Annotated in this window: 27 protein-coding genes and 5 pseudogenes; 17 read left to right on the top strand and 15 right to left on the bottom strand. The window is 40.8% G+C overall.

Annotated elements, in window-relative coordinates:
* Nucleotides 1-3: 3 nt before the first annotated feature.
* The 6 genes and pseudogenes from EAE92_RS10285 to EAE92_RS10310 form a co-directional block, all read right to left on the bottom strand.
* The gene (locus EAE92_RS10285; protein ID WP_214068007.1) at nucleotides 4-306 is read right to left on the bottom strand and encodes a DUF3850 domain-containing protein; all 303 of its coding nucleotides are present in this window, start codon (nucleotides 304-306) and stop codon (nucleotides 4-6) included.
* A gap of 206 nt (nucleotides 307-512) precedes the next feature.
* Nucleotides 513-812, bottom strand: coding sequence for a TraR/DksA family transcriptional regulator (locus tag EAE92_RS10290; RefSeq protein WP_246545124.1), 300 nt, complete (start codon nucleotides 810-812; stop codon nucleotides 513-515).
* Nucleotides 736-939: a DUF2732 family protein gene (locus EAE92_RS10295; RefSeq protein ID WP_214068008.1), complete on the bottom strand. Its 204-nt coding sequence runs from the start codon at nucleotides 937-939 to the stop codon at nucleotides 736-738. The genes EAE92_RS10290 and EAE92_RS10295 overlap by 77 nt, the downstream gene beginning before the upstream one ends.
* A gap of 79 nt (nucleotides 940-1018) precedes the next feature.
* A complete protein-coding gene (locus EAE92_RS10300) occupies nucleotides 1019-1372 on the bottom strand; it encodes a DUF5347 family protein (RefSeq protein WP_214068009.1) in 354 nt (117 codons plus the stop codon).
* Between the two features lie 146 nt (nucleotides 1373-1518).
* A pseudogene (locus tag EAE92_RS10305) lies at nucleotides 1519-2029 on the bottom strand (phage regulatory CII family protein).
* A 29-nt stretch (nucleotides 2030-2058) separates the two neighbouring features.
* Nucleotides 2059-2280, bottom strand: a complete 222-nt coding sequence (locus tag EAE92_RS10310; RefSeq protein WP_112878857.1) for a regulator — start codon at nucleotides 2278-2280, stop codon at nucleotides 2059-2061.
* 139 nt (nucleotides 2281-2419) lie between these two features.
* On the opposite strand from EAE92_RS10310, the gene EAE92_RS10315 reads away from it, so the two are divergent.
* From EAE92_RS10315 to EAE92_RS10325, 4 genes and pseudogenes are all read left to right on the top strand, one after another.
* Complete coding sequence (locus tag EAE92_RS10315) at nucleotides 2420-3010, top strand: phage repressor protein CI (protein ID WP_214068010.1); 591 nt, start codon at nucleotides 2420-2422, stop codon at nucleotides 3008-3010.
* Nucleotides 3011-3257: 247 nt separating this feature from the next.
* Nucleotides 3258-3699, top strand: a pseudogene (locus tag EAE92_RS25380) (phage integrase); the annotation flags it as partial.
* A 75-nt stretch (nucleotides 3700-3774) separates the two neighbouring features.
* On the top strand, nucleotides 3775-4320 hold the full coding sequence (locus EAE92_RS25385) for a tyrosine-type recombinase/integrase (protein WP_422616053.1): 546 nt from the start codon (nucleotides 3775-3777) through the stop codon (nucleotides 4318-4320).
* A 608-nt stretch (nucleotides 4321-4928) separates the two neighbouring features.
* The gene (locus EAE92_RS10325; protein ID WP_214068011.1) at nucleotides 4929-5159 is read left to right on the top strand and encodes a helix-turn-helix domain-containing protein; all 231 of its coding nucleotides are present in this window, start codon (nucleotides 4929-4931) and stop codon (nucleotides 5157-5159) included.
* Nucleotides 5160-5642: 483 nt separating this feature from the next.
* Here EAE92_RS10325 and dinQ read toward each other — a convergent pair whose 3' ends face one another.
* Complete coding sequence (dinQ, locus tag EAE92_RS25390; protein WP_369293964.1) at nucleotides 5643-5714, bottom strand: damage-inducible type I toxin DinQ; 72 nt, start codon at nucleotides 5712-5714, stop codon at nucleotides 5643-5645.
* Between dinQ and EAE92_RS10330 the strand changes: the two genes are divergently transcribed.
* A complete protein-coding gene (locus tag EAE92_RS10330; protein ID WP_214068012.1) occupies nucleotides 5707-5919 on the top strand; it encodes a hypothetical protein in 213 nt (70 codons plus the stop codon). The genes dinQ and EAE92_RS10330 overlap by 8 nt on opposite strands.
* Nucleotides 5920-6175: 256 nt before the next feature.
* Here the strand turns inward: EAE92_RS10330 and EAE92_RS10335 are convergent, their stop codons facing one another.
* The 3 genes from EAE92_RS10335 to idi form a co-directional block, all read right to left on the bottom strand.
* Entirely contained in the window at nucleotides 6176-6373 is a 198-nt protein-coding gene (locus tag EAE92_RS10335; protein ID WP_246545125.1) for a hypothetical protein, read from the bottom strand.
* Nucleotides 6374-6575: 202 nt separating this feature from the next.
* A complete protein-coding gene (locus EAE92_RS10340; protein ID WP_214068013.1) occupies nucleotides 6576-7520 on the bottom strand; it encodes an SAM-dependent methyltransferase in 945 nt (314 codons plus the stop codon).
* A 135-nt stretch (nucleotides 7521-7655) separates the two neighbouring features.
* The gene (gene idi / locus EAE92_RS10345) at nucleotides 7656-8189 is read right to left on the bottom strand and encodes an isopentenyl-diphosphate Delta-isomerase (protein ID WP_105395935.1); all 534 of its coding nucleotides are present in this window, start codon (nucleotides 8187-8189) and stop codon (nucleotides 7656-7658) included.
* 565 nt (nucleotides 8190-8754) lie between these two features.
* Here idi and EAE92_RS10350 point away from each other — a divergent pair.
* The gene (locus tag EAE92_RS10350) at nucleotides 8755-9690 is read left to right on the top strand and encodes a VirK/YbjX family protein (protein ID WP_214068014.1); all 936 of its coding nucleotides are present in this window, start codon (nucleotides 8755-8757) and stop codon (nucleotides 9688-9690) included.
* A 53-nt stretch (nucleotides 9691-9743) separates the two neighbouring features.
* On the opposite strand, the gene EAE92_RS10355 is transcribed toward EAE92_RS10350, so the two are convergent.
* The gene (locus EAE92_RS10355) at nucleotides 9744-10343 is read right to left on the bottom strand and encodes a GNAT family N-acetyltransferase (RefSeq protein WP_036808631.1); all 600 of its coding nucleotides are present in this window, start codon (nucleotides 10341-10343) and stop codon (nucleotides 9744-9746) included.
* A 405-nt stretch (nucleotides 10344-10748) separates the two neighbouring features.
* Between EAE92_RS10355 and asd the strand changes: the two are divergent.
* Both asd and EAE92_RS10365 read left to right on the top strand, forming a co-directional pair.
* Nucleotides 10749-11854, top strand: a pseudogene (gene asd / locus EAE92_RS10360) (aspartate-semialdehyde dehydrogenase).
* 348 nt (nucleotides 11855-12202) lie between these two features.
* Nucleotides 12203-14224: an oxidoreductase gene (locus tag EAE92_RS10365; protein WP_214068015.1), complete on the top strand. Its 2022-nt coding sequence runs from the start codon at nucleotides 12203-12205 to the stop codon at nucleotides 14222-14224.
* Between the two features lie 104 nt (nucleotides 14225-14328).
* On the opposite strand, the gene sstT is transcribed toward EAE92_RS10365, so the two are convergent.
* Nucleotides 14329-15576: a serine/threonine transporter SstT gene (sstT, locus tag EAE92_RS10370; protein ID WP_214068016.1), complete on the bottom strand. Its 1248-nt coding sequence runs from the start codon at nucleotides 15574-15576 to the stop codon at nucleotides 14329-14331.
* Nucleotides 15577-15866: 290 nt separating this feature from the next.
* Nucleotides 15867-16829 (bottom strand): TerC family protein, encoded by a 963-nt coding sequence (locus EAE92_RS10375; RefSeq protein WP_214068017.1) that lies wholly within the window; start codon nucleotides 16827-16829, stop codon nucleotides 15867-15869.
* An 89-nt stretch (nucleotides 16830-16918) separates the two neighbouring features.
* Here EAE92_RS10375 and EAE92_RS10380 point away from each other — a divergent pair, with 89 nt between their 5' ends.
* The 6 genes from EAE92_RS10380 (at nucleotide 16919) to EAE92_RS10405 (ending at nucleotide 19831) form a co-directional block, all read left to right on the top strand.
* Nucleotides 16919-17125: a hypothetical protein gene (locus EAE92_RS10380; RefSeq protein WP_152662958.1), complete on the top strand. Its 207-nt coding sequence runs from the start codon at nucleotides 16919-16921 to the stop codon at nucleotides 17123-17125.
* A gap of 265 nt (nucleotides 17126-17390) precedes the next feature.
* On the top strand, nucleotides 17391-18062 hold the full coding sequence (locus EAE92_RS10385) for a DedA family protein (protein ID WP_065390406.1): 672 nt from the start codon (nucleotides 17391-17393) through the stop codon (nucleotides 18060-18062).
* 193 nt (nucleotides 18063-18255) lie between these two features.
* The gene (locus EAE92_RS10390; RefSeq protein ID WP_036780342.1) at nucleotides 18256-18561 is read left to right on the top strand and encodes an ElaB/YgaM/YqjD family protein; all 306 of its coding nucleotides are present in this window, start codon (nucleotides 18256-18258) and stop codon (nucleotides 18559-18561) included.
* A gap of 1 nt (nucleotide 18562) precedes the next feature.
* Nucleotides 18563-18964 carry a phage holin family protein gene (locus tag EAE92_RS10395; protein ID WP_214068018.1) on the top strand — a complete coding sequence of 134 codons (402 nt, stop codon included), beginning with the start codon at nucleotides 18563-18565 and terminating at the stop codon, nucleotides 18962-18964.
* Nucleotides 18957-19211, top strand: a complete 255-nt coding sequence (locus tag EAE92_RS10400) for a YqjK-like family protein (protein WP_214068019.1) — start codon at nucleotides 18957-18959, stop codon at nucleotides 19209-19211. Before EAE92_RS10395 ends, EAE92_RS10400 begins: the two co-directional genes overlap by 8 nt.
* Before the next feature lie 224 nt (nucleotides 19212-19435).
* Nucleotides 19436-19831 (top strand): DoxX family protein, encoded by a 396-nt coding sequence (locus EAE92_RS10405; RefSeq protein ID WP_214068020.1) that lies wholly within the window; start codon nucleotides 19436-19438, stop codon nucleotides 19829-19831.
* A gap of 359 nt (nucleotides 19832-20190) precedes the next feature.
* Here the strand turns inward: EAE92_RS10405 and EAE92_RS10410 are convergent.
* Nucleotides 20191-20364, bottom strand: a pseudogene (locus EAE92_RS10410) (IS30 family transposase); the annotation flags it as partial.
* A 766-nt stretch (nucleotides 20365-21130) separates the two neighbouring features.
* Here EAE92_RS10410 and EAE92_RS10415 point away from each other — a divergent pair.
* From EAE92_RS10415 to EAE92_RS10425, 3 genes and pseudogenes are all read left to right on the top strand, one after another.
* The gene (locus tag EAE92_RS10415) at nucleotides 21131-21763 is read left to right on the top strand and encodes a response regulator transcription factor (RefSeq protein ID WP_065390150.1); all 633 of its coding nucleotides are present in this window, start codon (nucleotides 21131-21133) and stop codon (nucleotides 21761-21763) included.
* The gene (locus tag EAE92_RS10420) at nucleotides 21760-23304 is read left to right on the top strand and encodes an MASE1 domain-containing sensor histidine kinase (RefSeq protein WP_214068021.1); all 1545 of its coding nucleotides are present in this window, start codon (nucleotides 21760-21762) and stop codon (nucleotides 23302-23304) included. Before EAE92_RS10415 ends, EAE92_RS10420 begins: the two co-directional genes overlap by 4 nt.
* Before the next feature lie 89 nt (nucleotides 23305-23393).
* A pseudogene (locus EAE92_RS10425) lies at nucleotides 23394-23963 on the top strand (MFS transporter); the annotation flags it as partial.
* Nucleotides 23964-23968: 5 nt separating this feature from the next.
* Here EAE92_RS10425 and EAE92_RS10430 read toward each other — a convergent pair.
* The coding region (locus EAE92_RS10430) for a transposase (protein ID WP_214066812.1) at nucleotides 23969-24208 on the bottom strand (240 nt) is incomplete at its 5' end.

The following is a 24208-nucleotide window of genomic DNA, read 5'->3' on the forward strand; positions in this document are numbered from 1 at the left end:
TAATTAAAATGAAAGCAAAACAAATTCTTCCGCTCTCTGCGGATAAAAATTTTTATTAATTACCGTTACATTTGTTATTTTTCCTGAAATCAATCTTCCTATGAAATTTCCATTATCATCAATTTTATTCAATGCAAGAAAATCACCTGTTTTATATTCTTGATCATTTACTCTAAATTTTGATTTTTTCTTTCCGTTATCAATGGCTATAAAAAAACTATTTTTTAATGATGAGTTTTGTTTTTCACTTTCATGATTATTCACCCTCACGAAAGAAAAAATTCGGTGATAGCGATGTAAGTTCATATCTGATATTTCCATATGAATAATCACAGCTAACATCATCTCTTATGACAGAATTAACGATAAAGGTTTTAACCCTAACGCCTTTATATTCACGTAAAATAACAATATCGTTTTCCTCAATTACAGGCATAAATACCGATACATCAATGCAAAGCTGACTATCTGACACAATGCAATCAAAATTTTTAGTTGTTAGATCATGATATCTAGTCATCCCATACACTCCGATAATGTTTCTGTTCCATCTCGAAAACTTCCTGACAGGAAACACAACGGGTAACACCCATGACTTTCATCCGTCGCTCTGATGAGATTAATTCCCCACAATCTTCACATTCAAACGTAGAAACACTCACAGGGCGGTTTATATGCCTTAATATTTTGCGTTCCAGTGTTTCCTCTGCATGTTGACAAGCTTGGTCGATAACATCAGATATAGTGCCACTCCTGGGCCTGACGCTCGACGTTCTCAGATTCACTTTGCAAAAGCGCTGCACTGGCCGCATGATCCATTTTATTTTTCAAAACATGAACGGACAGTTTTGCTAAACGGAATGAAAATAAATCTGCATAATGTTTACGTTCATCCTCCCGCACCTTTTTTATTAACTGCTCAATACCTGTAGCTTTCATTTATTAATTTCCTTGTTTTTGGTAATAAAAATCCCTGACGTGTTAGCGCCATTAAAATTAGAACGATAGTTATTTTTATTTAGTTCGGCAACGATAAATTATTGGGTAATAATACACTCGTTGCCTTGATAATATTTATTGCTCGTATCAGACTAATCATTTTTTCACGAGTTAATTCATTCAATGCCAGTTCATGCCTATTGGTTGGCATACGTGCTATGTAGAAAATGGCAGCTAACACGCGTTTATTATCCACATAGTTTTCGCTACGTTTATCTCTCATCTCATTAATAAAGACACTTAACTCTTTATTATCAGATTTGAAATATTGTGCCCTGACTTGAGCAACTTTATTTAATCCATTAACCCGCGTTTCAAAAGATATTGAGAATGCACGTTGTTCGCTTGATTCAAATTGATATTCCGTGTTCATATAAACCTCATCGAATCAGGAACAGAATAAAATAAGCAAAAGCACATAGAACGATTGGATAGATAAACCTATCTTTTTGGGGTTTAAATGATTCACCAGTCAATTTATATTGGTGTTCTTGTTGCTTTAATGCGTTCATGCTGACCTCACACTAACAATGCTCCAATACCTGCAACAACATCAACCACCGAACTAGACGCAGGCATTAGAATGCAATCTTGATGAAATGGTAATACCCACTAAAGTTAATAATCTGATCGCATTATTAACCGTCCTCTTAAACTCAGCCACACGGGTATGATTGAAATGACCTCCCGAAACAACAGCACTTGCCAGTTTTCCCACTTCTGCCGTTACACCTAACAAATAATTCGACATGTTGGAATCACAAATCTCATTCACCGGTACCGATGGCTGACACCGCAACTGCTCCAGTAATCCATCCAAAATAGATGCGTCTTGCGTTACATCGGTTAACTTCATTAAGTCAACACAAGTCAGTATGTGAGGCTGTTCAGGATTTAGCTTGTTACGCAGCATTTGCGGATTCATTCGGATAGCTCCCGAAATTTGAGCTAAGTTGCCCCTATGAACGTTGGCAAATGCCTGGCAAGCATGATCAAAGTGTGTTTGTTTGGAAACTTGATAATCAAACATTGCTGTTTTTCTCCAAAAGCGAAGAATTATTACGCTTCAAGCGAAATATCGTAGCCGCTGAGAGCTTGGATAGTGAGTGCAGCCATGTTGACTTCAACAAGCCCCTTTTTCTGCTGTCCCTTGGGCTTGATTGGCAGTTTGCCATATCCAATCAAACGACGAGCAGTACCGATAGGTGTTCCAGTTCTACGGCAATACTCTGCCAATGGAAGGAAGGGTTCCGGGATAGTAATTGTAATGTTAGGGCGCATAAGGCAAAATCCTCTTGTTAAATATTTTGCAATATTAATAAATATTGCTTATTTCTATAAATACAGGATTAGATTATCTCGCATTTTAAGAACACCCAACAAATGAGTTGCATATTGCGAGATTAAACATGTGAACGATATGGCTAAATTCAACATTGATATGACTGGAGATAGTGCTCCCGTCTTAGACCGAATCATTGAAGCGTATGGATTTACAACAAAGCTGATGCTAGCAGATCATTTTGATATGGCGTCAAGTAGTCTATCCAGCCGGTACAAAAGAGGAGGATTTCCTGCTGATTTAGTTGTTAAATGTATGGCCGAAACAGATGTAAGGCTGGAATGGTTAGCAACTGGACAGGGTAAAAAATATGATGACGATGAATTAGGCATCATGAAGTTATCAAGCCACAAACTAATAGATAGGCAATTGCATCAGTCTGGCTATGTCATGTTTGATGAGCAGATGTTTACCTCTGGCATTCCTCTGCCTTCTGACCCTATTTGTGTCATAGATAACAAAACCCGCTACATTATTGACCGCAAATTTGCCGATGTTTATGACGGTGAATGGCTAGTTAAGATTGAGGGAAAAATCAGTATTCGCGAATTAACTCGAATTCCGGTTAAACGTGTCCGTGTTTCTGGCGTGGGTATGGCTTTTGACTGCGATCTAAATGACATAACAGTCATTGGCCGTGTTGTCACAACAATAAAAAATCACATCTAAGGAATAGTAATGAAAAAATTACTTATGGATTAACTATTTTTTCAGTTTCTACATTTGCTAAGTCAGAAAATTGCCAGAAAACAAAAATCTCATTTCACCAATCAAGGAATCACAAGATAGTATGAGTAAAGCATATCAAAAGCTAGTAGAAGATTGTGGAAAATAAGACAATATCAATAAATTAACAAATTCAGGTAAAACTAATTCGTAGTCATGACTTGTATTCTAATTAATTGGAATTTTACTCATGCCAGTCAAAAAACTACCATCAGGTCAATGGGTATCTGATTTTTATATTGAAAACCGTTCCGAAGGCAAACGAGGTAAAAGAGTTCGTAAAAAGTTCGCAACTAAAGGCGAAGCGTTGGCCTATGAGCGTTATGAACTTGATAAACTAGGTGGCAAACCGTGGGTAGAAACTAATACTAAAGATACCCGTAAATTACGTGACTTGGTTGAAGCCTGGTATAAAGCGCATGGAATTACGTTAAGCGATGGCTCAAAGCGCCATACCACTATGCTCTGGGCGTGTGGGTGATCCACTTGCCATTGAGTTCACTGCGCAACTATTTTCTAAGTACAGAGAACAAAGGCTATCCGGCAAACTCTCCAGAACTAAGCGAGTGGAAAAAGTTTCCACTGGTACAGTCAACCTTGAACTATCCTATTTTCGGGCTGTTTTTAATGAACTAAAGCGATTAGGTGAATGGGAAAGAGCTAACCCTATTGAAAATGTTCGAGCATTCAGAACTGATGAATCCGAAATGGCGTTTTTAACCCATGAACAAATTGATACCTTATTCAAAGCCTGTGAAGAAAGTAGCTCTCAAGATTTATCTCTGATAGTCAAGATAGCGTTATCAACTGGCGCAAGATGGTCAGAAGCCGAAACCCTAACACGCTCACAAGTAACCCAAAATAAAATCACATTCGTGAAAACCAAAGGTAAACGCAATCGTACCGTACCCATTAGTCAGGATTTATACAATGAGATTCCCAAGAAGAGAGGAAAGCTATTTACACCTTGCTATTACGCATTCAGGTCAGCAATAAACAGAGCTAAGATTGAATTACCTGACGGCCAATTATCTCACGTTCTCAGACACACATTCTCATCACATTTTATGATGAATGGTGGCAATATTTTAGTACTACAAAGAATACTAGGTCATACAGATATAAAAATGACAATGAGATATGCTCACTTTTCACCTGATCACCTTGATGATGCACTGAAACTCAACCCCCTGGCAAAAAGTGTCGCACGAAAAAATAAATATTGTATAATTTTGAGCTTTATTTACACCTAAAGCATTGTTTTTATTGTTAACTTATTGTTTTTACAGTCCCTATCACAGTTCTCATAATCGCTTGGTCACTGGTTCAAGTCCAGTAGGGGCCACCAGATTTTTTCTGTGAAAACAGATAGATAGACCACTCAAGCCAGAGTGGTTTTTTTATGTCTTTTAGCCAGTGCCCCCTTTTTGTCCCCTGAGAAAATTTTTATGTCTCTGTTGTGCCATTGTTCATACACAAGGAAGATTATTTTTTGACCGAGCGAACCAAACGCGAAAAAAATTTTCTGCCAATGAAAATATATTTACTTAACTTAGTCGATTTCAATTTTCTAATAGCCACGAGACCGCGCTAGTACTGTGTTTTGCAATTTCCTTCGGCTTATCTTCGTAATCTTACTTCTTACGTAAAATAGAAATATTCCATTACTATCATTGAATTAACCTTTCTGCTGTGCTCCTTCCTAGATCTACAAACTGAAATTTCCTAAAAATCTTTTCAATCATTTCAGTTTGTGATTTCTCCCACTCCGCCAGTGCTGGCGCGGTTTGGCAGTTTGCCTTGTAGGATTTTAAAACTGAAAAATTTTTTTGATCCAAAACGTGCAGGCGGGTGCGGTGTAGTGCCGTTTTCGCCAGACTGGCATACCGCCGATATTATCGCAGCGATACGCAAGAAGAATAAAACGCTGGCATCATTATCCAGAGAGCACGGCTTAAGTTCTTCAACATTAGCAAATGCTTTAACGCGCCCCTGGCCTAAGGGGGAATGGTTGATTGCTCAGGAAATTGGTGTTACACCTGCTAAACGAACCGTCCGAAATGATTTACCAAACAATTCTGATATCACATAAGTTATTTCTATATCCGAAAAAGTAACGACAACTTTTAAATCACTAAGCTAATATAACACGCTAAATTATCAGTTTTTTATTACACTTATTGCCCATTCTTTTAATATCAGAATTGTATTCATAGCTCTATGAAGATGTAAAACAGCCCGCATATTTTGCGGGCGAGATAATTAATCAATAATGTGTTTCAAACTATCAGAACACGAACCCGTAGCGTTGATTGATACCGCATTTAAAAAGGCGTCCCAATGTGATTATGTGTATGACTCGCGGTAAACTACACTAATCTGTTGGCTATCCTCCCATACTACCGAAGCAATAACCGCTTGAACACGGGTTCAAGTCCAGTCGGGATTACCAAATTTAAGCTTTTAGATTAGTATATTGGGCCACTTAAACAAGAGTGGCTTGCTTGAGCAAAAGCGGTAAATGTTAAAGGCCACCGGGAGGTTACCCCGATGGCCTTAGCTACGTTTCCGTTATCTATTTCAGAAATGCACGGATCAGCTCTAAAAGCGCGATTAGCGCTTTGAGAACGATGATAGCAGTGTCAATAAATGCTTTCACCCGTTTGCTCCCGCCAGGAGCACGACTTAACCAGCCATTGCCTTTACGCTGCCTGTCCGGCTGGCCCTCATCTGTGTTAGCAGGAGAATATCGCGCTCTGACCGAGGCACTGAATCAGCACCACCTGTACTCAGCCAGGACTTACGAAAACTTGCGTCAGAGATACACAGGTCAGAACACTACCCCAAACTAACAGCCGTTGATTATAGGTTTATTTTCAAATGATTCAATCAATTAAAATGATGAGTAGATAAAAATAAAAAACCAACTGGTGAGGTTGGTTTTTTACTTTTACCCTTGGATAGGGCGGTTTGTCTTTGCGCTATACGAGATTGGTAGCCTCGGTTCCAGCGCGACATTCTCCTGCTAACACAATCAGTCTACACCTTAAAAAAGGTGTTATCAACCTATGCCATAGCGTAAAAAACCTCACATAAATGGAATGATATTCACCCAATCACAGGAGAATACTTCTGTTGCAGCTCATCCGATTTATAGGCCGTGTTCCTTATCGCGCTGGCGTTCTCCGGCGTACCTGTGTTGTGGTGCGTATGGGCGGCAATCTGTTCCGCCAGTGCTTTAACCACATCCAACGTCTCTAACATCAAAGTTATGACATTGATTTGCTGGCTGCCCACCCAAACCACAGGTGTATAAGGCTCAAGAACTGAAATTTATTAGAAATTTTTCAGTTGGAGATTTCTATCGCGCCATCAATGCTGGCGCGATCTAATCAAGCTACTCCGTAAAAAAGGGGCCATAGATTTTATTTCTAACCGTCAGTGACAACAAAACAGCAACAAAGGTTTTAGCAGCCCCACTCTTCAACTAAGAAAACAAAGCTACTTGCTATGGCTTCTGCGCGATAACGCTATAAACCGACACATAGTTTTTCACCAAGGCAATCGATAAATTTTCAGTTACTATACGCAGCTCTTCGAAGGCACCACTAACACCTTCAGGAAAACTTCGTTCGATATTAGACTTAATATCTAGCAGCCAATGCACAACATCAATATTAGATGGCAACACCCTCATGTCTTTAATAATAAAGCCACTTTCTTCCAACACTTGTCTGAAATAAGCGGGCGTTTTGCGATTACCACAAGCTAGACGATCAATGGTGTCAGAAATGCCCGATTGATAGCTATTCAAAGTCATATTATAGAGGCTGTCAGAAACCACCACCTGACCACCCGTGCTCATGCGTTTAAACAATGCACACATAGCTTTCTCATACAATGAGTTAGGGAAATGTGTAATAGCACCGCGGATAATCGCCAGATCATAAGACTCCTGTGAGTCAGGTAAGCAATCAATATCCTGTGCATTACACAGATACAAATTGATACGCTCAGAAAGTCCATGTTGTGCATGAAATTTGGCACAATACTGCAACTGCTGTTCGCTAATATTTACGCCATCCAAACGTTTACATTCAGGAAAACGCTCAGCCAGATATTTCAAGATATAACCCCAGCCACAACCGAGATCCAAGATACGCCGAATTGGTGGTCTTTCGACCTTTGTTTCCAAACCAGCCAATAGCAACTGACGCTCAAAATAACGGATACCTGACTCATCCAATGAAATTGGTGGCTTTGAAGCCGGATCATCGTAAACACCAAACTGGAATAACAGCGTATCACCAATCACCTTACGCCAATATTCTGGATCCTCGCAATAAGTTTGTACCACCTTACTTTCGTAGTCGTTGGTAGTTTCCCCCCGAATGATATGATAGGGCAGGACAGGCTCAACATCAGTGTAAAATACATTATTAAAGCTACTCATGAGCTTTTCCTTATTAAAGGTTTTTAAAACGTCGCACCCTTAATTTGTCAGGATTTGCGGCGTATTGGTAAATTTTAATGAGATATTCATATCTATTTAATTCAATGTCGTAATTACCGATAAATTACATTACTATCAGATCAGTCTTTGCCACTCCTCAATATCTTGATACGAAAGGCCATCAATGATTTTTTTAAACCACACCGTATATACATCAGGAGCATTATTAATTAGCTCCCTCAATTTCAGTGGATTAACCCATTTGTAATCTGACACCTCATCAGGATTAATTATCGGTTCTTTATCAAAACGCCCAATAAAAACATGATCATATTCATACTCAATCAAATCATTAGGCAGTATCGCGTGATAAATAAATGACGAAACCTTTTTCAATGGACAGTCAAAACCCATCTCTTCGCCAAGACGCCGGCGCGCAGCGGCTTCCAGAGCCTCACCAACTCTAGGATGACCACAGCAGCTATTAGTCCAAAGTCCGGCTGAATGATATTTGGTTGCCGCTCGCTTCTGTAGGAGTAAATTTCCTTTATTATCAAAGATAAAGATAGAAAAGGCACGATGTAATATCCCCTTCTGGTGAATATCAGCTTTTCCCGCTGAACCAATGGGATTGTCATATTTATCAACAAGAACAAGTATTTCATCCATTATTAATAGCCTTTGTGTGTATTGAATAACATAGAATCACAAACTTTAATTAACAATAAAACATAATCCATATTCTGCAAGTGCCAAATTAACTTTATAAGAATAAGAAATTCATCATAAAAATATGACATACATCATAAAATAAAAATATCTCATCCATTCCATTTTGATATTAATGAAAAAAACAGATTAATATAATAATTATTAATACTTTAATTAAATGGATTTAAAAAATAATATATTCAATATTAATCATTTACCATCAATACTCACCTGCTAAATTTGTTACAGCTCATGACCTCCGGTATCACACTAAAGTCATAGCCGTTTCTCTCATTTTTTAGAGGTGTTTTTACAACAGAAAACATCACAGAAAACTCAACGAATAATAAACAAACAAGAAAAAATCCCCTCAATAACTAAACATTCATTAAACAACTGTTGATTTTTTATCTTAAAAAAACAAAAATAAACATCCGTTGAAGTTTTGTTTAATACCAGAGGAGTATACTCAGGACTTACAATTCATCTTTCCTCCCCGTAATTTTTAGAACTAGATAAAGCAATGGAATATATGTATCAACCTGCCAGTTCAGGAATCCGACTGTTCACAGATTTAGTCGGAAAAAAAATCAGCCCGAGCCCCCATTGGTATTCTGCACAGAATCGCACTAAATTTGCTTTACGCAGCGCCCTGATGCCAATAGCGACGTTAAAACTATTAAACCAGATAGTTAATACACCGTTTTATCTGGATATTTTGAAGAAACAACCTTGTTTACCTTCTAAACTACATCGCCCCTATCTGAGCATTAACTTCAACAGAGGGCAGACATTACGCGCAATAAATGAACATTACCAACTGTTATTTACTGGGCTAAACCAGTCTATTGTTAATAAAATATTTCGTTCCAATGCATATCCATTAGCGGTTATCAATGGTAAGAGTGGAGCTTATACTATTTTTTTAGATTCTATGGACTGTTTTAATAAAGAAGGTGAGCTTACTCTATTTATTGCAACAGAAGATAATAAAACTTTGGCGAGATGTGCTTTCACATTACTCACTATTGCCGGTAAAAAAACACTGTTCATCGGTGGGCTGCAAGGCTCCAAAGGCGATGCAACCCTTGACATTATCCGCGATGCAACGAAAGATTGTTATGGATTATTTCCAAAACGCTTACTGATTGAATCTATTTGCCGCTTTGCTGCCCACTTTAAATGTCAGCAAATTCTGGCAGCCAGCAACGATACCCACATCTATAAAAGCCTACGCTATTGGCATAAAAAGAAAGATAAATTAGTCGCTGATTACGATTCTTTCTGGGAATCATTAGGTGGAACAAAGGAAAAAAATAAAGATTTCCATCTACCATTATCTATTGAAAGAAAACCTCTTGAAGATATAGCCAGTAAAAAGCGGGCGGAATATCGTCGCCGTTATCAATTACTAGATGAACTGGACAATGGCATGCTGCATTCCCTACTTTCAAATTAAATCAGATATCAGGCCGCTCCCTTTCACAGGACGGCCTAATTTTGCGATGACTCTTACCTCGGTTTAACCATCTGCCATTCAAGATGCATTTTAACCGCAGGCCATTCACAACTGATAATACTGTAAACACAAGTATCCCTGATACTGCCATCTTTAGATACAGCATGACTACGCAAAATCCCATCAAGTTTTGCGCCCAGTCGCTCTATCGCCTTCCGACTCTGATGATTAAAAAAATGAGTGCGAAACTCCACTGCGATACATCCCAGTTCTTCAAAAGCGTATTTCAATAAGAGATATTTTGCTTCCGTATTAATATGTGTCCGCTGAACAGAACGTGCATACCAGGTATAACCGATTTCCAACCGGCGTGCGCCAGAATCAATATTCATATACGTGGTCATTCCAACCGCTTTGCCTGTTCGATGATCAACAATAGCAAAAGGCAGCATAGTACCTTTTTCATGTAGCAATAAATGGCGTTCAATCTCGTTACCTAGCTCAGCTGGCGAAGGGACACTGGTGTACCACAATTTATGCAATTCACCCTCTTCGATTGCCTGTAAAAACTCATCATGCCGTTGGTGTGTCAGAGGTTCTAAAGTCACCCCTTTTCCCGCCAAAGTTACCCATTCAATCATCTGTTTTTTCATAATAACCACCGAGTTATAAATTAAATCAGAATAAAGGAGTTCACCCTATTCCGGAGTCAAAACCGGAATTAAGTTAATATATGGAAAATCAATTCCCTATTAAAGCAAAACCCGCACTTTTAATATCTCAAGTGGCTCTCACATTATTCAGAAAAAAATACTAAAACTGGGTAAACAAATCGCCTTGCCAAATCAGTTATATTCTCCTCTGGTAAGAGCATAAAAGCCATGCCACGGATTATCCGGTAAAGTGAGCGACTGAAATCGATTATGGCCCGGCCCATATTATTGTTGAGAAAATTTATCCACAAATTATCAATGCTCGGTAATCTTTAATGACATTACCCCATCGCCGATGTATAACAAACGATTAACAATGCTACAACTTAATACAGGTAAGATATGATAAAAAAAGTCGGTTTAATTGGCTGGCGGGGAATGGTGGGCTCTGTTTTGTTACAACGCATGCTGGAAGAAAACGATTTTCAAGGCATTGCTCCTCACTTTTATAGTACATCGAATGCTGGCTCCTCCGGTCCTACCATTGATGGCATTACTTATCAACTCAAAGACGCCAATGCAATCAACTCATTGACGGACATGGATATAATTATTACCTGTCAAGGCGGCGATTATACTAAGGCAATTTATCCTGCTCTCAAGGCCAGTGGCTGGAAAGGCTATTGGATTGATGCTGCCTCGGCACTACGTATGGATAAAGACTCCTGCATCATTCTCGATCCGGTCAACCGTAGCCAAATTGATTATGAAGTTAGCAAAGGCACCAAACTTTTCGTCGGTGGAAACTGTTCTATTACACTGAGCCTTATGGGACTAGCCGGTCTCATAAAAGCTGATTTAATCGAATGGATGAGCTTGATGACCTACCAATCCGCTTCTGGCGCGGGGGCCAAGTATGTACGTGAACTGATAGCACAAAATTCACACATCAACCAATACTTGAGCACAGACGATCTAGCCGATAAAGGCTCAATATTACCTCTGGTAAAAAAAGTTACCAATCTGATCAGCAGCCCAGAATTACCAACACAAGCTTTCGGTGTGCCTCTAATAGGTAACATTATTCCTTGGATTGACAGCGACCTCGGTGACGGCAATAGTCGTGAAGAATGGAAACCAATAAGCTCCTAGGCCACCAGCCCGGCACTATTAAGGTCAACGGTCTGTGTGTTCGCGTCGGTGTAATTCGCTGTCATAGCGCAGCTATCACCATGAAGCTGAAACGCGATGTCAGCGAAACCGAATTTGTTGAACTAGTGCAAAATGCGCATCCGTGGGTGAGCTATGTGCCCAACAACAAAGAAGAGAGCATAAGCAAACTGACCCCAGCCGCTATCAGCGGTTCTTTGCGTGTAGGTGTCGGCCGCTATAAGAAAATGTCACTTAACGATGAGCCGATTTATTCAGTCCTCACTGTCGGCGATCAACTACTGTGGGGTGCAGCCGAACCGTTGCGCCGTATGTTAAACATTCTGCTCAACCAAGCATAATCAATAGATAAAAATCAGAACGATGAATTAACGTTTGAGCCATTTCATCGTCTGTTTTTTTACTTTCTGTTTGACTACCTGTCTAATGCCCTCCTGATTTACAGCGCGTTCTGTCTCGGCGCGTTGTAGGTCAACCCCAAGAAAAACCCGATTTTAAGCATTTAACTAACCCCATGAAAGAACCTGATTTCATGACCTTCATCACATTCATTTAACATTTTTTTCCCAATTAACCTTATTCCATCTAAATTTGAACCATTACTCATCCGACCACCTGGAGTTTTGTCCCGTGGTTTAGGACACAATAATAATCTGGTTATGATTGACAAACACCCGACGGAGATTGCAATGAGCCATTATCCTCACCTGTTGACCCCTCTAGACCTAGGGTTCACCACACTGAAAAACCGCATTTTGATGGGATCAATGCACACTGGGCTAGAGGAACATCCCGATCGCGCTCAGAGGCTTGCCCGCTTTTACGCTGAACGAGCAGCCGGAGGCGTGGCATTGATTGTCACAGGAGGAATTTCACCAAATAAACAAGGTGTTATAGGAAAAGGCACTGCATTTCTGGTAGATGAAAAAGATCTCATTCACCATAAAATTATTACAGATGCAGTTCATCAGGCTGGTGGAAAAATCGCCATGCAAATCTTACATACCGGCCGTTACAGCTATCAACCACACCTTGTCGCCCCCACAGCTATTCAAGCACCGATTAATCCATTCATGCCCCGTGAAATGACAGAAGAGGACATCCAGCAAACCATTACTGATTTCGCTCACTGCGCACAACTGGCACAGCAAGCCGGCTATGATGGCGTAGAAATTATGGGTTCTGAAGGTTATCTGATTAATCAGTTCCTGACTGCTCGTACCAACCACCGCCAAGATAAATGGGGCGGAAGTTTTGAAAATCGCATGCGCTTTGCCGTGGAGGTTGTTAAAGCTGTCCGCCAAGCAACTGGACGAGAATTTATTCTAATCTACCGGCTTTCAATGCTAGATTTAGTAGAAGAGGGATCTAATTGGCAGGAAATCGAGCAACTCGCTGTTGCCATTGAGCAAGCGGGAGCATCTATTATCAATACCGGTATCGGCTGGCATGAGGCTCGGATTCCAACAATTGCCACTATGGTTCCCCGTGCCGGATTCAGTTGGGTAACGCAAAAGCTGATGGGCAAAGTTTCTATCCCATTGATCACAACAAACAGAATTAATGATCCCAACATTGCAGAGCAAGTGCTAGCACAAGGTTGTGCCGATATGGTTTCTATGGCACGACCTTTTCTGGCCGATGCTGAATTTGTTATGAAGGCCCAACAGGGACGGGCCGATGAGATTAACACTTGTATTGGCTGTAATCAGGCCTGTCTGGATCAGATTTTTGTCGGTGAAATAGCCTCTTGTTTAGTTAATCCTCGCGCCTGCCACGAAACAGAAATGGCCGCCGAACCTGTTACTATGCCTAAAAAATTGGCGGTTGTCGGCGCCGGACCTGCCGGATTGTCATTCGCCGTGACCGCTGCCAGTCGTGGTCATCATGTCACTCTGTTTGAACGTGACGGACAGGTTGGCGGACAATTTAATATTGCCAAACAGATCCCTGGTAAAGAAGAATTTCATGAAACACTGCGTTATTTTCAACGTCAGTTAGCAATCCATCATGTTGATGTACGGTTGAACCAGGCCGCAACAACAGAAGCGCTTTCTGATTTTGATGAGGTGATTATCGCCAGCGGCATTGCGCCTCGCCAACTCACGATCGAAGGTATCCACCACGAAAAGGTACTGAGCTACCTAGATGTATTAAGGGATAAGAAAAATGTCGGTCAACGTGTAGCTATCATTGGCGCAGGCGGCATCGGCTTTGATACCGCAGAATATCTGAGTCAACCAGGAAAAAGCTCTAGCCTTGATAGCATCGCTTTCAGTGAAGAGTGGGGTATTGACTATAATCTGACACATCGTGGTGGTTTATCCCCTCAAGGCCCCAAACCAGAAGCTTCTCCCCGGAAAATTTATTTATTGCAACGTAAGCCGACAAAGGTTGGTGAAGGACTAGGTAAAACAACAGGTTGGATACACAGAACCAATCTACACCTGCGCGGCGTAAAAATGCTAAACAACATGCAATATTTAAAAATAGATGATCAAGGGCTACATATTAGTTGCAATGGGGAACAGAGCTGTCTTGCCGTAGATAACATCATCATTTGTGCAGGGCAAGAGCCACTGAGAGAATTGTATCAACCGTTACAGCAAGCGGGAAAAACTGTGCATCTTATTGGCGGGGCAGATGTTGCTGCCGAATTGGATGCTCGACGGGCTATCGATCAAGGTACTCGGTTGGGCCTTAAAATTTGATGATAAATAATAGCGATCACAGACAAGTCGTAAAAACAAAGTAAATCCTCAAGCCGCGCCATTCCTGGCGCGGACATTTTACTCGTTTTTTAAACCGAAACACTTTAATTACGTTGAGTTAGCTGATCCGATGACAGCCGGTCATCCTCGGCCTGACAAACAGCAGCAGTGAATAATACATCGGTAGAAGAGTTCAGACTCGTTTCCGCGGAATCCTGTAATATACCAATAATAAAACCGACTGCCACAACCTGCATAGCCATCTCATTGGAAATCCCAAACATGCTACACGCTAAAGGAATTAACAATAACGATCCCCCTGCCACACCAGAAGCGCCACAGGCACAAATCGCCGCCACCACACTTAGCAACAAAGCTGTAAGCAGATCAACCGGCATCCCAAGCGTATTGACCGCAGCCAAAGTCAATACCGTAATAGTTACCGCAGCGCCTTCCATATTGATGGTTGCTCCCAACGGGATAGAAACTGAATAAGTATCTTCATGCAAATTCATACGGCGGCACATCGCCATATTTACCGGGATATTTGCCGCCGAACTGCGGGTGAAAAATGCAGTTACGCCACTTTCACGCAGGCAAGCAAATACCAGCGGATAAGGATTACGACGAATTTTCCAGTAAACAATCAATGGATTTACAATAAGTGCCATAACCAACATGCAACCCAGTAATACAACCAGTAATTGGACATATCCCAGTAAAGCCTTAAACCCCGTTTCTGCAATGGTTGAAGACACTAGACCAAAAATACCAATCGGTGCGAGACGAATGACCACTCGAACAATCTGAGTAACCGCCTCAGACATATCATGAATCAGAGATTTAGTTGAATCCGTCGCATGACGCAGTGCGATCCCAAGACCAATAGCCCAAGCAAGAATACCGATATAATTACCGTTCAGTAACGCGTTTACTGGATTAGCGACAATATTAACCAGTAACCCTTTAATCACCTCCATAATGTTTTCAGGCGGAGACATCTGAGCATCATTGACAGCTAGCACCAGTTGTAACGGGAACATAAAGCTACCGACCACGGCAACCAAAGCAGCAAAAAAAGTACCCAAGACATAGAGGATAAGGATCGGACGAATATTGGTTTTCTGGCCTTCTTTATGGTTAGCAATAGAAGACATAACCAGAATCCATACCAATACAGGGGCTACCGCTTTCAAGGCGCCAACGAACAACGTCCCAAGCAAACTGACTGATTTGGCAACCGAAGGCGTCAACCACGCTAACAGTATCCCTGCAATTAAACCTACCAAAATTTGTTTAACCAGGCTCCCTTGTACAAGGTAATACACGAAGCCACGTTTTTGTTTTTCCATAGCTGATCCATTTTATTAACAGTTCTGTTAAGCCTATATTTTTTGTGTTTGTTTCCTCAGTATAGGGAAACCAAGAGTAGTGAAAAGCCGCGATAGTTAAAATATACAACCTCGCCAGCACTTATTAACAATACATTCACATTTGTGTGATCAAAACGGCAATTTACACATTTACAAAACACAATTATTTATTTTTATGTTTAATCATTTCGCAGCAATTTAAGACAAAAAGAAACCATATCTTCCCATTCAAGAAAGATATGGTTATCTGTTAAAAAATAGTTATCTAATTACTGGATCTCTTTAGTTTTATACTTATTTACCCAAACATTAATAATCATTGTTATTATCAAAATACTCGCTACAGCTCCCAGGGAAACCCCCATAGGAATATGATAAAAATCCATTATTAGCATCTTAATACCGATAAATACCAGAATGACTGATAAACCATATTTCAGCATTGTAAATTTCTCTGCCACACCTGCCAGTAAAAAATACATTGCACGTAATCCTAAAATAGCGAAAAGATTAGAGGTCAAAACAATAAAAGGATCTGTCGTCACGGCAAAGATAGCAGGAATACTGTCTACAGCAAAAATAACGTCACTAATTTCAACCAAAATCAGAACCAGGATTAGTGGAGTCGCATATAACAAACCTTTTTCTTCCACAAAGAAACGTTCTCCGTGAAGATTATCAGTGATGCGAATATGCGCTTTTAGCCAACGGACAAAAGGTTTATCGCCTATCGGGGAGTCATTCTCTTTCGCCAACGCCATCTTAACGCCGGTAACCAGCAAAAAGATACCGAACAGATAGAGTATCCAGCTAAATTGAGAAACCAACCAGCTCCCTGCAAAGATCATCACGGTACGCAACACAATTGCGCCTAAGACACCGTAAATGAGTACCCGACGTTGCAAATTTGCCGGAATAGCAAAATAGCTAAATAACATTAGCCAAACAAACACATTATCAACAGCAAGTGCTTTCTCAAGTAAATACCCGGTAAGGAAAGCCATTGTCTGACTATTGGCAACAGCTTCCCCTGCGGTTTCTCTGCAATACCACCATAATCCTAATGCAAATAAGAGCGATAAACTTATCCAGATCACACTCCAGACAGCAGCTTGACGAAATGACATTGCCTGCTCTTTCTTACGCCCCTGTAGAGATAGATCCAGCAACAACATAATTGTAATTAAGACAGCAAAACTTCCCCATAAAAAAGGGCTACCCACAGAGTTCATTTTCTTTCTCTCACAAACAAAAACGGCTGAAGTCTCAGAAGACGCCAGCCGCTGCTATATTTCTTCCCCACATCGTGGAGATGGATGTATTGCAAGCAACCCTCGCCTTCTGGCAAGGTCTCACTTACAACACAGAAAATGCACCATCAGGTATAAGTTCAGGGTTGCCCGGCTACCGGATGCTATTGCATCGTAATGACGATAAACCGGCAAGGAAGTTACTCCCCTTTGCTGTGGTGAAAAGTAAATCAAATCGATACAAGAATCAATCTACCACTGAAAAAATAAAAAAATAACAGCAAAAACAGTAGGAACAAACGCAATTCATCCAACCTCATAAACCATTTCCTATCCCATTTTAATGAACGTTCAATTGATCACCAAAATTTTCTGTTTAGTCACCCTTGATTTTGTTACAGTGGCACAGGCTGTGTCATTTGCCTTTTTCAACGGAGTAAAAAGGCATTAAAACCAGCCAAATAACGTAAAACAGGACGTAATTTAATCAGTTTAGCCTCATGCTTTCAGGATGAACGAACAAAGGCATTTTAGGAACACCTGATGGAAATAGTAAAAGAACTTATATATGCACTTTGGTACCAAGATTATGAAACTCTGGCCAATCCATCCCTATTATGGGCCATTTATATCATGCTATTCTTGATCCTCTTCCTTGAAAATGGCCTCCTTCCTGCTGCATTCTTGCCAGGAGATAGCCTGCTTATACTGGTTGGCGTATTAATTGCCAAAGGAGCAATGAGTTTCCCTCTGACGATTGTAATATTAACCGCCGGAGCAAGCTTAGGTTGTTGGGTCGGTTACCTCCAGGGGAAATGGCTAGGAAATACCAAGATAGTACAAGGCTGGCTCTCTCACCTTCCAGCCTACTACCACCAAAGAGCTTACAGCCTTTTTCACCGCCACGGCCTATCTGCTTTACTTCTTGGCCGCTTCCTCGCATTTGTCAGAACGCTTCTCCCAACACTTGCAGGATTGACAGGTCTACAAAACAGCCGTTTCCAGTTTTTTAACTGGCTCAGCGGCTTCCTGTGGGTCATTATCCTTACCTCTTTGGGTTATGCGCTTGGTAAGACCCCCATTTTTCGTCAGTATGAAGACTTGGTAATGAATTTCCTGATATTACTGCCACTTGCTTTACTCATTATTGGTTTTAGCGGCAGTTTGTTAGTTGTGTGGCGTAAAAAAACCTGCCAATCCCCTCAAAAAAAGTAATTAATTCCAATAAAGCCTAATATCCCTCCCTGCTGTAGATAGAAGTATTGTTTGCAGCAGAATAGTGAAATAACTCTAATGTTTTTCATTCACCTTTCAAAATATAAGCTATATTTAAGGATAGTCTTTTCCGGCATCAGGAAAAGCGACTAAATAAGTCAAATATACACACCTTAAATGAGGAGTAATCTACATGTCACAGATGAAAAATACTGAAGATCTACGCATTGAACTAAAATCACTTGCAGAAACACTGGAAGAAGTGATCAAAAGCTCTGGTGATAAATCCAAAGTTGAGTTGGAAGAACTTCGCAACAAAGTAGAGGAAGTCATCAAAGATACTCGTTTTAAACTCGGTAATGCCAGCGATATGGTTGTTAAGAAAACAAAAGATATGGCGGGCCGTGCCGATCTCTACGTTCATGATAAGCCGTGGACAAGCATCGGTATAGGTACTGCGGTTGGTGCCATATTAGGTGTATTATTAGCTAAACGCTAATATGAGTAACTCATCCAAATCTCAAGGCCCCGGTAAAGGGGTCCTTGATATTCTCCAACGTATTGCTACTGTTGTTGTCGAGATAGTAGAAACGCGTTTACAACTCATCGTTGTAGAGTTGGAAAAAGAAAAAGCCACTTTGATACAGCTGATAGTCATAGCCAGCCTGACATTACTATTCACCGCTTTCGGCCTCATGTGTTTACTTGTTATGATTTTTTGGGCTGTCGATCCCAACTGGCGTTTTACTGTATTAGCAAGCACCACTGGCACACTACTCGTTCTGGCGCTCATTGGCCTTATATGGACCATAAGGAAAGCGAGAAGTTCAACATTACTTAGCGCTACTCGCGAGCAACTCAAGATCGACCGAGCAATGCTGGAGGATTACAGTAATGAGTAAACAACGTCAGGAAAAAAAGCTGAGAAAACAGCAGCTACTCAGAAATATCCAGCTACAACGACTTGAACTTTCCAACAATACACAGCTCTGGAAGAACTTCACTGAACCTTATGACAAAAGCTGGCAAAAGCTTTTGTCATTAAAACCCTATCTGCGACCCGCAATCCACGCTATCTCCTTATATAGTCTTCGTCATCCTGTGAAATTTTATCATTTGTCACGCTATATCATTCGACTATTGAAATGAAAATGGTAATAATTCTTCATAATATCCCTCGTTGATGATCACTCCGGTTGCTTATATTCAAAAACTTTGTATAAAATTGTTAATAATCCTTACTTACAACTAAGTTCATCTCTCTTTAGTATACATTCCATCCGTTAATGATTAACAAATTGTGCTGTTTTCGGTTGGTACAAGCTAATCATCAAACAAGCCATCGTGATTTACCTGTATATCTGGAGTTGTTAATGAAAAAATTTGAAGATAGCGCCCTATTACTGGCTCGCATTTTAATGCCGATTCTGTTTATCGTTGCAGGTTATGGAAAATTAGGTGATTCCTACGCAGACACTCAGCAATATATGAATGCTATGGGCGTCCCTGGCTTTCTATTACCGCTGACGATCTTACTTGAATTGGGTGGTGGTCTGGCCGTTCTATTTGGTTTCTTAACTCGTACCACCGCGTTATTTACCTTTGGTTTCTGTATTTTGACTGCAATACTCTTCCACGGCAATTTTGCTGAAGGCATGAACCAGACTATGTTTCTCAAAAACCTGACCATCGGTGGAGGTTATCTGTTACTGGCTATCACAGGCCCAGGTAAATTCAGTATTGACCGCCTGATGAAGAGAAACTGGTAATATTTTGCTATGGCTGTTCTGAATCTGAGAAATAGCCATTCTCAGGTAAAAAGTGAAACGTTCAAAATCCCTCCTTGCTCAAGGATTTTATCAGCCAATCACCCAATATTAAGCCTAAAGATAAATAGTAATCCGAGAGATCTGAAAGATCTTTCGGATTACTTTAATCAATAGACCAAACTTTTATTGAATTACAGTGATTCTGGTAAAATAATTATTTTATCAAAATAAATAACCATCTCATTTCTCGGCAGGAAATAATTAAATCCATATTAGATAATAAATTAAAATATTAAAAACACCCTTAATAATTTAATATAAATAATATAGCCTAGATTCACATAATAAGTGCAACATCGTTAATCTGGAAGTAAACATATTCGTATCCCCTTAAATAATTCATTCGGTGTTTTCCCACCCCGTGTTTTTCGGAGGCGATTATTTAATCGATTTATCACAAAATTGATTTCCTGCTCAGAGACTTCATTAAAATCGGTGCCCTTTGGAAAGTATTGTCTGATTAATCCATTGATTATATTGATTGTGGTAAATTTAATGGTTTTTACATTTACTGAACCGTATTTAACGTTCTTATTTTCATTAAACTGATATTTAGGTTTTCTGTTTTCTATTTTCTCCTTTTTCTGTATTTGATCTTTTAGGTTTAAAACCAGTGAGGGTGGCAGAACGGCTAACGGTATTAAGATTAACGCCCATCTCTTTAATCATTTTTAATGTTGCTAAACATTCTTGCTTTTCTGGGGTTAATCTAAAAGCCGCTCGGTTTTCTACAATTATAGTCTCTGATTTTTCGTAAACTTATTGCAGTCAGGCAAAATCTTTTATTTAAAGAAATTGGTTTAATGTGGTTAATACGGTTAAATGTTTTGCTAGGATATATTATTGTTATTAGGTTAACACTGTCATCTTTTCACCTTATTTAATCAATTTGAAACCTGTTTTTTCTGATGTTTTCTCTTCCAAGGTCAGCATGACATCGGGCTTTTTACCCGCTTTTAAAAATCCTTAATCACTGCTTTTTACTCTTGATGATTAAAGTTTTTACCTGTTTTTTCGTGGTTAGCCTGGCCTCTCTTCCCGCTTTTAAAACCACACTGACAGATAAAAAAGGCTTTTTTAACAATTGCCCCGTAAATCCTAGCCCAATGCGAGGATTTACGGCGGTTTTTGCTAAATTTGTTAGCTTTCTTGCAGATTTAGTTGATTAATTTGCACAACCTGCTTTTCCTGCACATCATATAAATTATTTCATTAACCATTATCCATTAACGAAAACTTATGATTAGAGTTGCACTTATTGACGACCACGTAGTCGTCCGTTCCGGCTTTGCCCAATTACTCGCGCTTGAAAAGGATATTGAAATCGCCGGGCAATACGCCAATGCCAAAGAAGCTTGGTTGGGTTTACTCAGAAACCCGATTGACGTCGCCGTGATGGATATCGATATGCCCGATGAAAGTGGTTTGCACCTGCTCACCCGGTTACGGCAAAAACAACCTGATTTTCGTACCATTATTCTCAGTATTTATGACACCACGGCATTTGTACAAAGTGCGCTGGATGCCGGCGCCTGCGGCTATCTCACCAAACGATGCGGCCCGGAAGAATTAGTACAGGCAGTACGCTCCGTACATCAAGGCGGTTGCTACTTGTGTGCCGATGCCCTAAAAGCACTGCGTCAGACACCACAAGAGATTAAAGCACTGCAAGTTCTGACGCCCAGAGAACGGGAAATATTTTCTCTACTTATTAATGGCATCAATGTTAAAACTATCGCGGAACAACTCAATCTCAGCCATAAAACAGTTCATGTTCATCGTGCCAATATTCTTAGCAAACTCCAGTGCGATAGCACCATTGATCTGGTTCATTACGCCCTGCAACACCAGATTCTAACGGGGAACTCATGAACAGAAGATCACGATTTGGCCTGTTATCACTCTTTCTGCTGTGTTTCTATTCACTGAGCTGGCTTGCTCTGTGGACCATCAGCTTCTATCTGAATGATAACGGGCAACAAGCGGTTCTGCTTTTGCCGCAAGGGTTACGGCTGGCACTGTTTATCCTACTGGGGAGTCGTTACTTACCCACCTTATTAACCACTGAGATTATTATTCTGCTATGGCTCGGCAGCGAACAACTTATTACTCACAATATCATTCTGTTATCACCCTTTCTCAGCCTAATACCTGCCCTTATCGTGCAACAATTCTGGGGGCGCTATACCCTGTATTGGCAACGGCTCTCAATTCTGCTGGCCGGTGTAGCCGCCAATAGTGTGTTGCAGGCTGTTTGTCTGGGGTTTACGCTGACTGCCGGCGCCAGCCATCTGTTTCTCACCTCGTTAACCGGCGGCGTTTTGTTGTCACCTTTTGTTTATCTGATCTATGAATACCTGCGTCAGCAACATCTGAGAAATATGCTGCAACCGAGCGATCCTGATCCGCAGCTACGCCCTTCCTTGTTGATGTGGTGTTGTCTATTCTGCTTACTCGGGTTAAGCGCCCAGATCTTTATGTCGCCAGAAATTGAGAATCTTTTAATCATTCTCATATTTATCCCCAATGTCTTCATGGCCTACCGTTATGGCTGGCAAGGCGGCGTGCTGGCAGCTCTGTTAGGCAGTCTCATGATCACGTCAGCTCGTCAATTCAGTGGTACTTTTAACGATTTAGGCGAACTGGAAATGTTCCTGACCATTCAGTCCTTATTAGGCATAGGTCTGGGAATAGCAATCAGCCGTCAGCAACAGCTCGCTGAAAATTTGCAACGTTACCGTGAACTGCTAGAACGGGAGTTAACCGCCCGCCGTACCCTGATGAAGAAACTGATTCACACAGAAGAAGACGTTTGTAAAAGCATTGCCCGCGAGTTACATGATGAAATTGGTCAGAATATTACCGCCATTCAAATTCAGGCAACGCTGATAAAACGTACCGCCACCACCCCGGCAACAGAAATGATCGCAGAGCAGATCAATCATCTTGCCCAACAGATTCATCAATCCACGCGTCAATTATTACGCCAATTGCGCCCACCGGTTCTGGAAGAGATGTCTTTAGAAAAAGCACTTCACCATTTGATCCATGAATTTGCGTTTAAAGAACAAAATATTGATTGCCAATTGAATTACCAGCTTCCTCAAAATCCAACGGATGAAACGGTGGTTTTTACCCTCTACCGTCTGGTTCAAGAGTTACTGAACAATATCAGCAAGCATGCTCAAGCGACTCGAATCGCTATCATCCTGCGGCAGCACCGGGATGTGATTGAACTCAGAATCAGTGATAACGGCATCGGCATTACAGAAGACAAAAGAAAAGGCGGATTTGGCCTCCAGGGTATTGAAGAACGTATCCGTGCATTAGGAGGAGATTGGCAATTAAGTAATGATAACGGCACACGCATAACTGTTAACCTGCCCACAAATTCTGATGAAAATCAAGCATAACTAAGAATTATTCCTAGTTGCCTAAAACCTTACCTCATCCATTTTCATTAATTTTTCTTTACATTCCCTTTTTCATGGAGGAACCGGGTATGCAAGCCACCAGCCAGGAACAGATTTCACAACACTATCGCCGCTGGCGTAGCCGCCTGCTGATTTCCATGATTATTGGCTATGCCGCATTTTATCTGACGCGAAAAAGCTTCAACTTTGTCATGCCGGTTATGCAGTTGGAACTAGGACTGGATAAAGGGCATATCGGCTGGATAACCAGTCTGTTCTATCTGGCTTACGGCGGCTCAAAATTTATTTCTGGCGTATTTCATGATCACACCGGTTATCGCTGGTTTATGGGCGCCGGATTAGTGATGACAGGCGTGTTAAACATTATCTTTGCTTTCTGCTCATCATTTTCCGCACTGCTGATCATCTGGACACTGAACGGCTTCTTTCAGGGATGGGGCTGGCCGCCTTGCGCCAGATTGCTGACACACTGGTACTCCCGCAATGAGCGGGGCTTCTGGTGGGGATATTGGAATACTTCCATCAATATTGTCGGCATTACCGTCCCAATATTGTCCGCTTTTCTGGCGACAACTTACGGCTGGCAAACAGCGCTGATGATGCCGGGAATTATCGGCATTTTATTGGGTATCTGGCTTCCTGATTACCATCGAATCTCAGCTAGCTTGAGTAAATACTCAGGTATAGGTGCTGCCCGGATACATGAATAAATAAGCTGTTCGAATGTTTTTTTAAGGTTAAAGCGCCAATTGAACCTGAAACAGAATTCGGCAAGATAACGAGGTAAATACTTTTTGCTAATCGAATGATATGTTCCGCGTATCGAATTTTTTACATTACTTATCATTGTGTTAACCCACTGAAAATAAGGAAGCTTAACACT

It is taken from the genome of Photorhabdus hainanensis (assembly GCF_018448965.1).
GTDB lineage: Bacteria > Pseudomonadota > Gammaproteobacteria > Enterobacterales > Enterobacteriaceae > Photorhabdus > Photorhabdus akhurstii.

What these genes read in the sequence shown, in the direction of transcription:
- EAE92_RS10385 (WP_065390406.1), top strand. Translation starts at nt 17,391, where the DNA reads ATGGAAATAGTAAAAGAACTTATATATGCACTTTGGTACCAAGATTAT.
- EAE92_RS10405 (WP_214068020.1), top strand. Translation starts at nt 19,436, where the DNA reads ATGAAAAAATTTGAAGATAGCGCCCTATTACTGGCTCGCATTTTAATG.
- EAE92_RS10375 (WP_214068017.1), bottom strand. Translation starts at nt 16,829, where the DNA reads ATGAACTCTGTGGGTAGCCCTTTTTTATGGGGAAGTTTTGCTGTCTTA.
- EAE92_RS10300 (WP_214068009.1), bottom strand. Translation starts at nt 1,372, where the DNA reads ATGAACACGGAATATCAATTTGAATCAAGCGAACAACGTGCATTCTCA.
- EAE92_RS10415 (WP_065390150.1), top strand. Translation starts at nt 21,131, where the DNA reads ATGATTAGAGTTGCACTTATTGACGACCACGTAGTCGTCCGTTCCGGC.
- EAE92_RS10390 (WP_036780342.1), top strand. Translation starts at nt 18,256, where the DNA reads ATGTCACAGATGAAAAATACTGAAGATCTACGCATTGAACTAAAATCA.
- EAE92_RS10310 (WP_112878857.1), bottom strand. Translation starts at nt 2,280, where the DNA reads ATGCGCCCTAACATTACAATTACTATCCCGGAACCCTTCCTTCCATTG.
- EAE92_RS10400 (WP_214068019.1), top strand. Translation starts at nt 18,957, where the DNA reads ATGAGTAAACAACGTCAGGAAAAAAAGCTGAGAAAACAGCAGCTACTC.
- EAE92_RS10365 (WP_214068015.1), top strand. Translation starts at nt 12,203, where the DNA reads ATGAGCCATTATCCTCACCTGTTGACCCCTCTAGACCTAGGGTTCACC.
- EAE92_RS10295 (WP_214068008.1), bottom strand. Translation starts at nt 939, where the DNA reads ATGAAAGCTACAGGTATTGAGCAGTTAATAAAAAAGGTGCGGGAGGAT.
- EAE92_RS10350 (WP_214068014.1), top strand. Translation starts at nt 8,755, where the DNA reads ATGGAATATATGTATCAACCTGCCAGTTCAGGAATCCGACTGTTCACA.
- EAE92_RS10355 (WP_036808631.1), bottom strand. Translation starts at nt 10,343, where the DNA reads ATGAAAAAACAGATGATTGAATGGGTAACTTTGGCGGGAAAAGGGGTG.
- EAE92_RS10315 (WP_214068010.1), top strand. Translation starts at nt 2,420, where the DNA reads ATGGCTAAATTCAACATTGATATGACTGGAGATAGTGCTCCCGTCTTA.
- sstT (WP_214068016.1), bottom strand. Translation starts at nt 15,576, where the DNA reads ATGGAAAAACAAAAACGTGGCTTCGTGTATTACCTTGTACAAGGGAGC.
- EAE92_RS10285 (WP_214068007.1), bottom strand. Translation starts at nt 306, where the DNA reads ATGAACTTACATCGCTATCACCGAATTTTTTCTTTCGTGAGGGTGAAT.
- EAE92_RS10290 (WP_246545124.1), bottom strand. Translation starts at nt 812, where the DNA reads ATGCGGCCAGTGCAGCGCTTTTGCAAAGTGAATCTGAGAACGTCGAGC.
- EAE92_RS10395 (WP_214068018.1), top strand. Translation starts at nt 18,563, where the DNA reads ATGAGTAACTCATCCAAATCTCAAGGCCCCGGTAAAGGGGTCCTTGAT.
- EAE92_RS10340 (WP_214068013.1), bottom strand. Translation starts at nt 7,520, where the DNA reads ATGAGTAGCTTTAATAATGTATTTTACACTGATGTTGAGCCTGTCCTG.
- EAE92_RS25385 (WP_422616053.1), top strand. Translation starts at nt 3,775, where the DNA reads ATGGCGTTTTTAACCCATGAACAAATTGATACCTTATTCAAAGCCTGT.
- idi (WP_105395935.1), bottom strand. Translation starts at nt 8,189, where the DNA reads ATGGATGAAATACTTGTTCTTGTTGATAAATATGACAATCCCATTGGT.
- EAE92_RS10420 (WP_214068021.1), top strand. Translation starts at nt 21,760, where the DNA reads ATGAACAGAAGATCACGATTTGGCCTGTTATCACTCTTTCTGCTGTGT.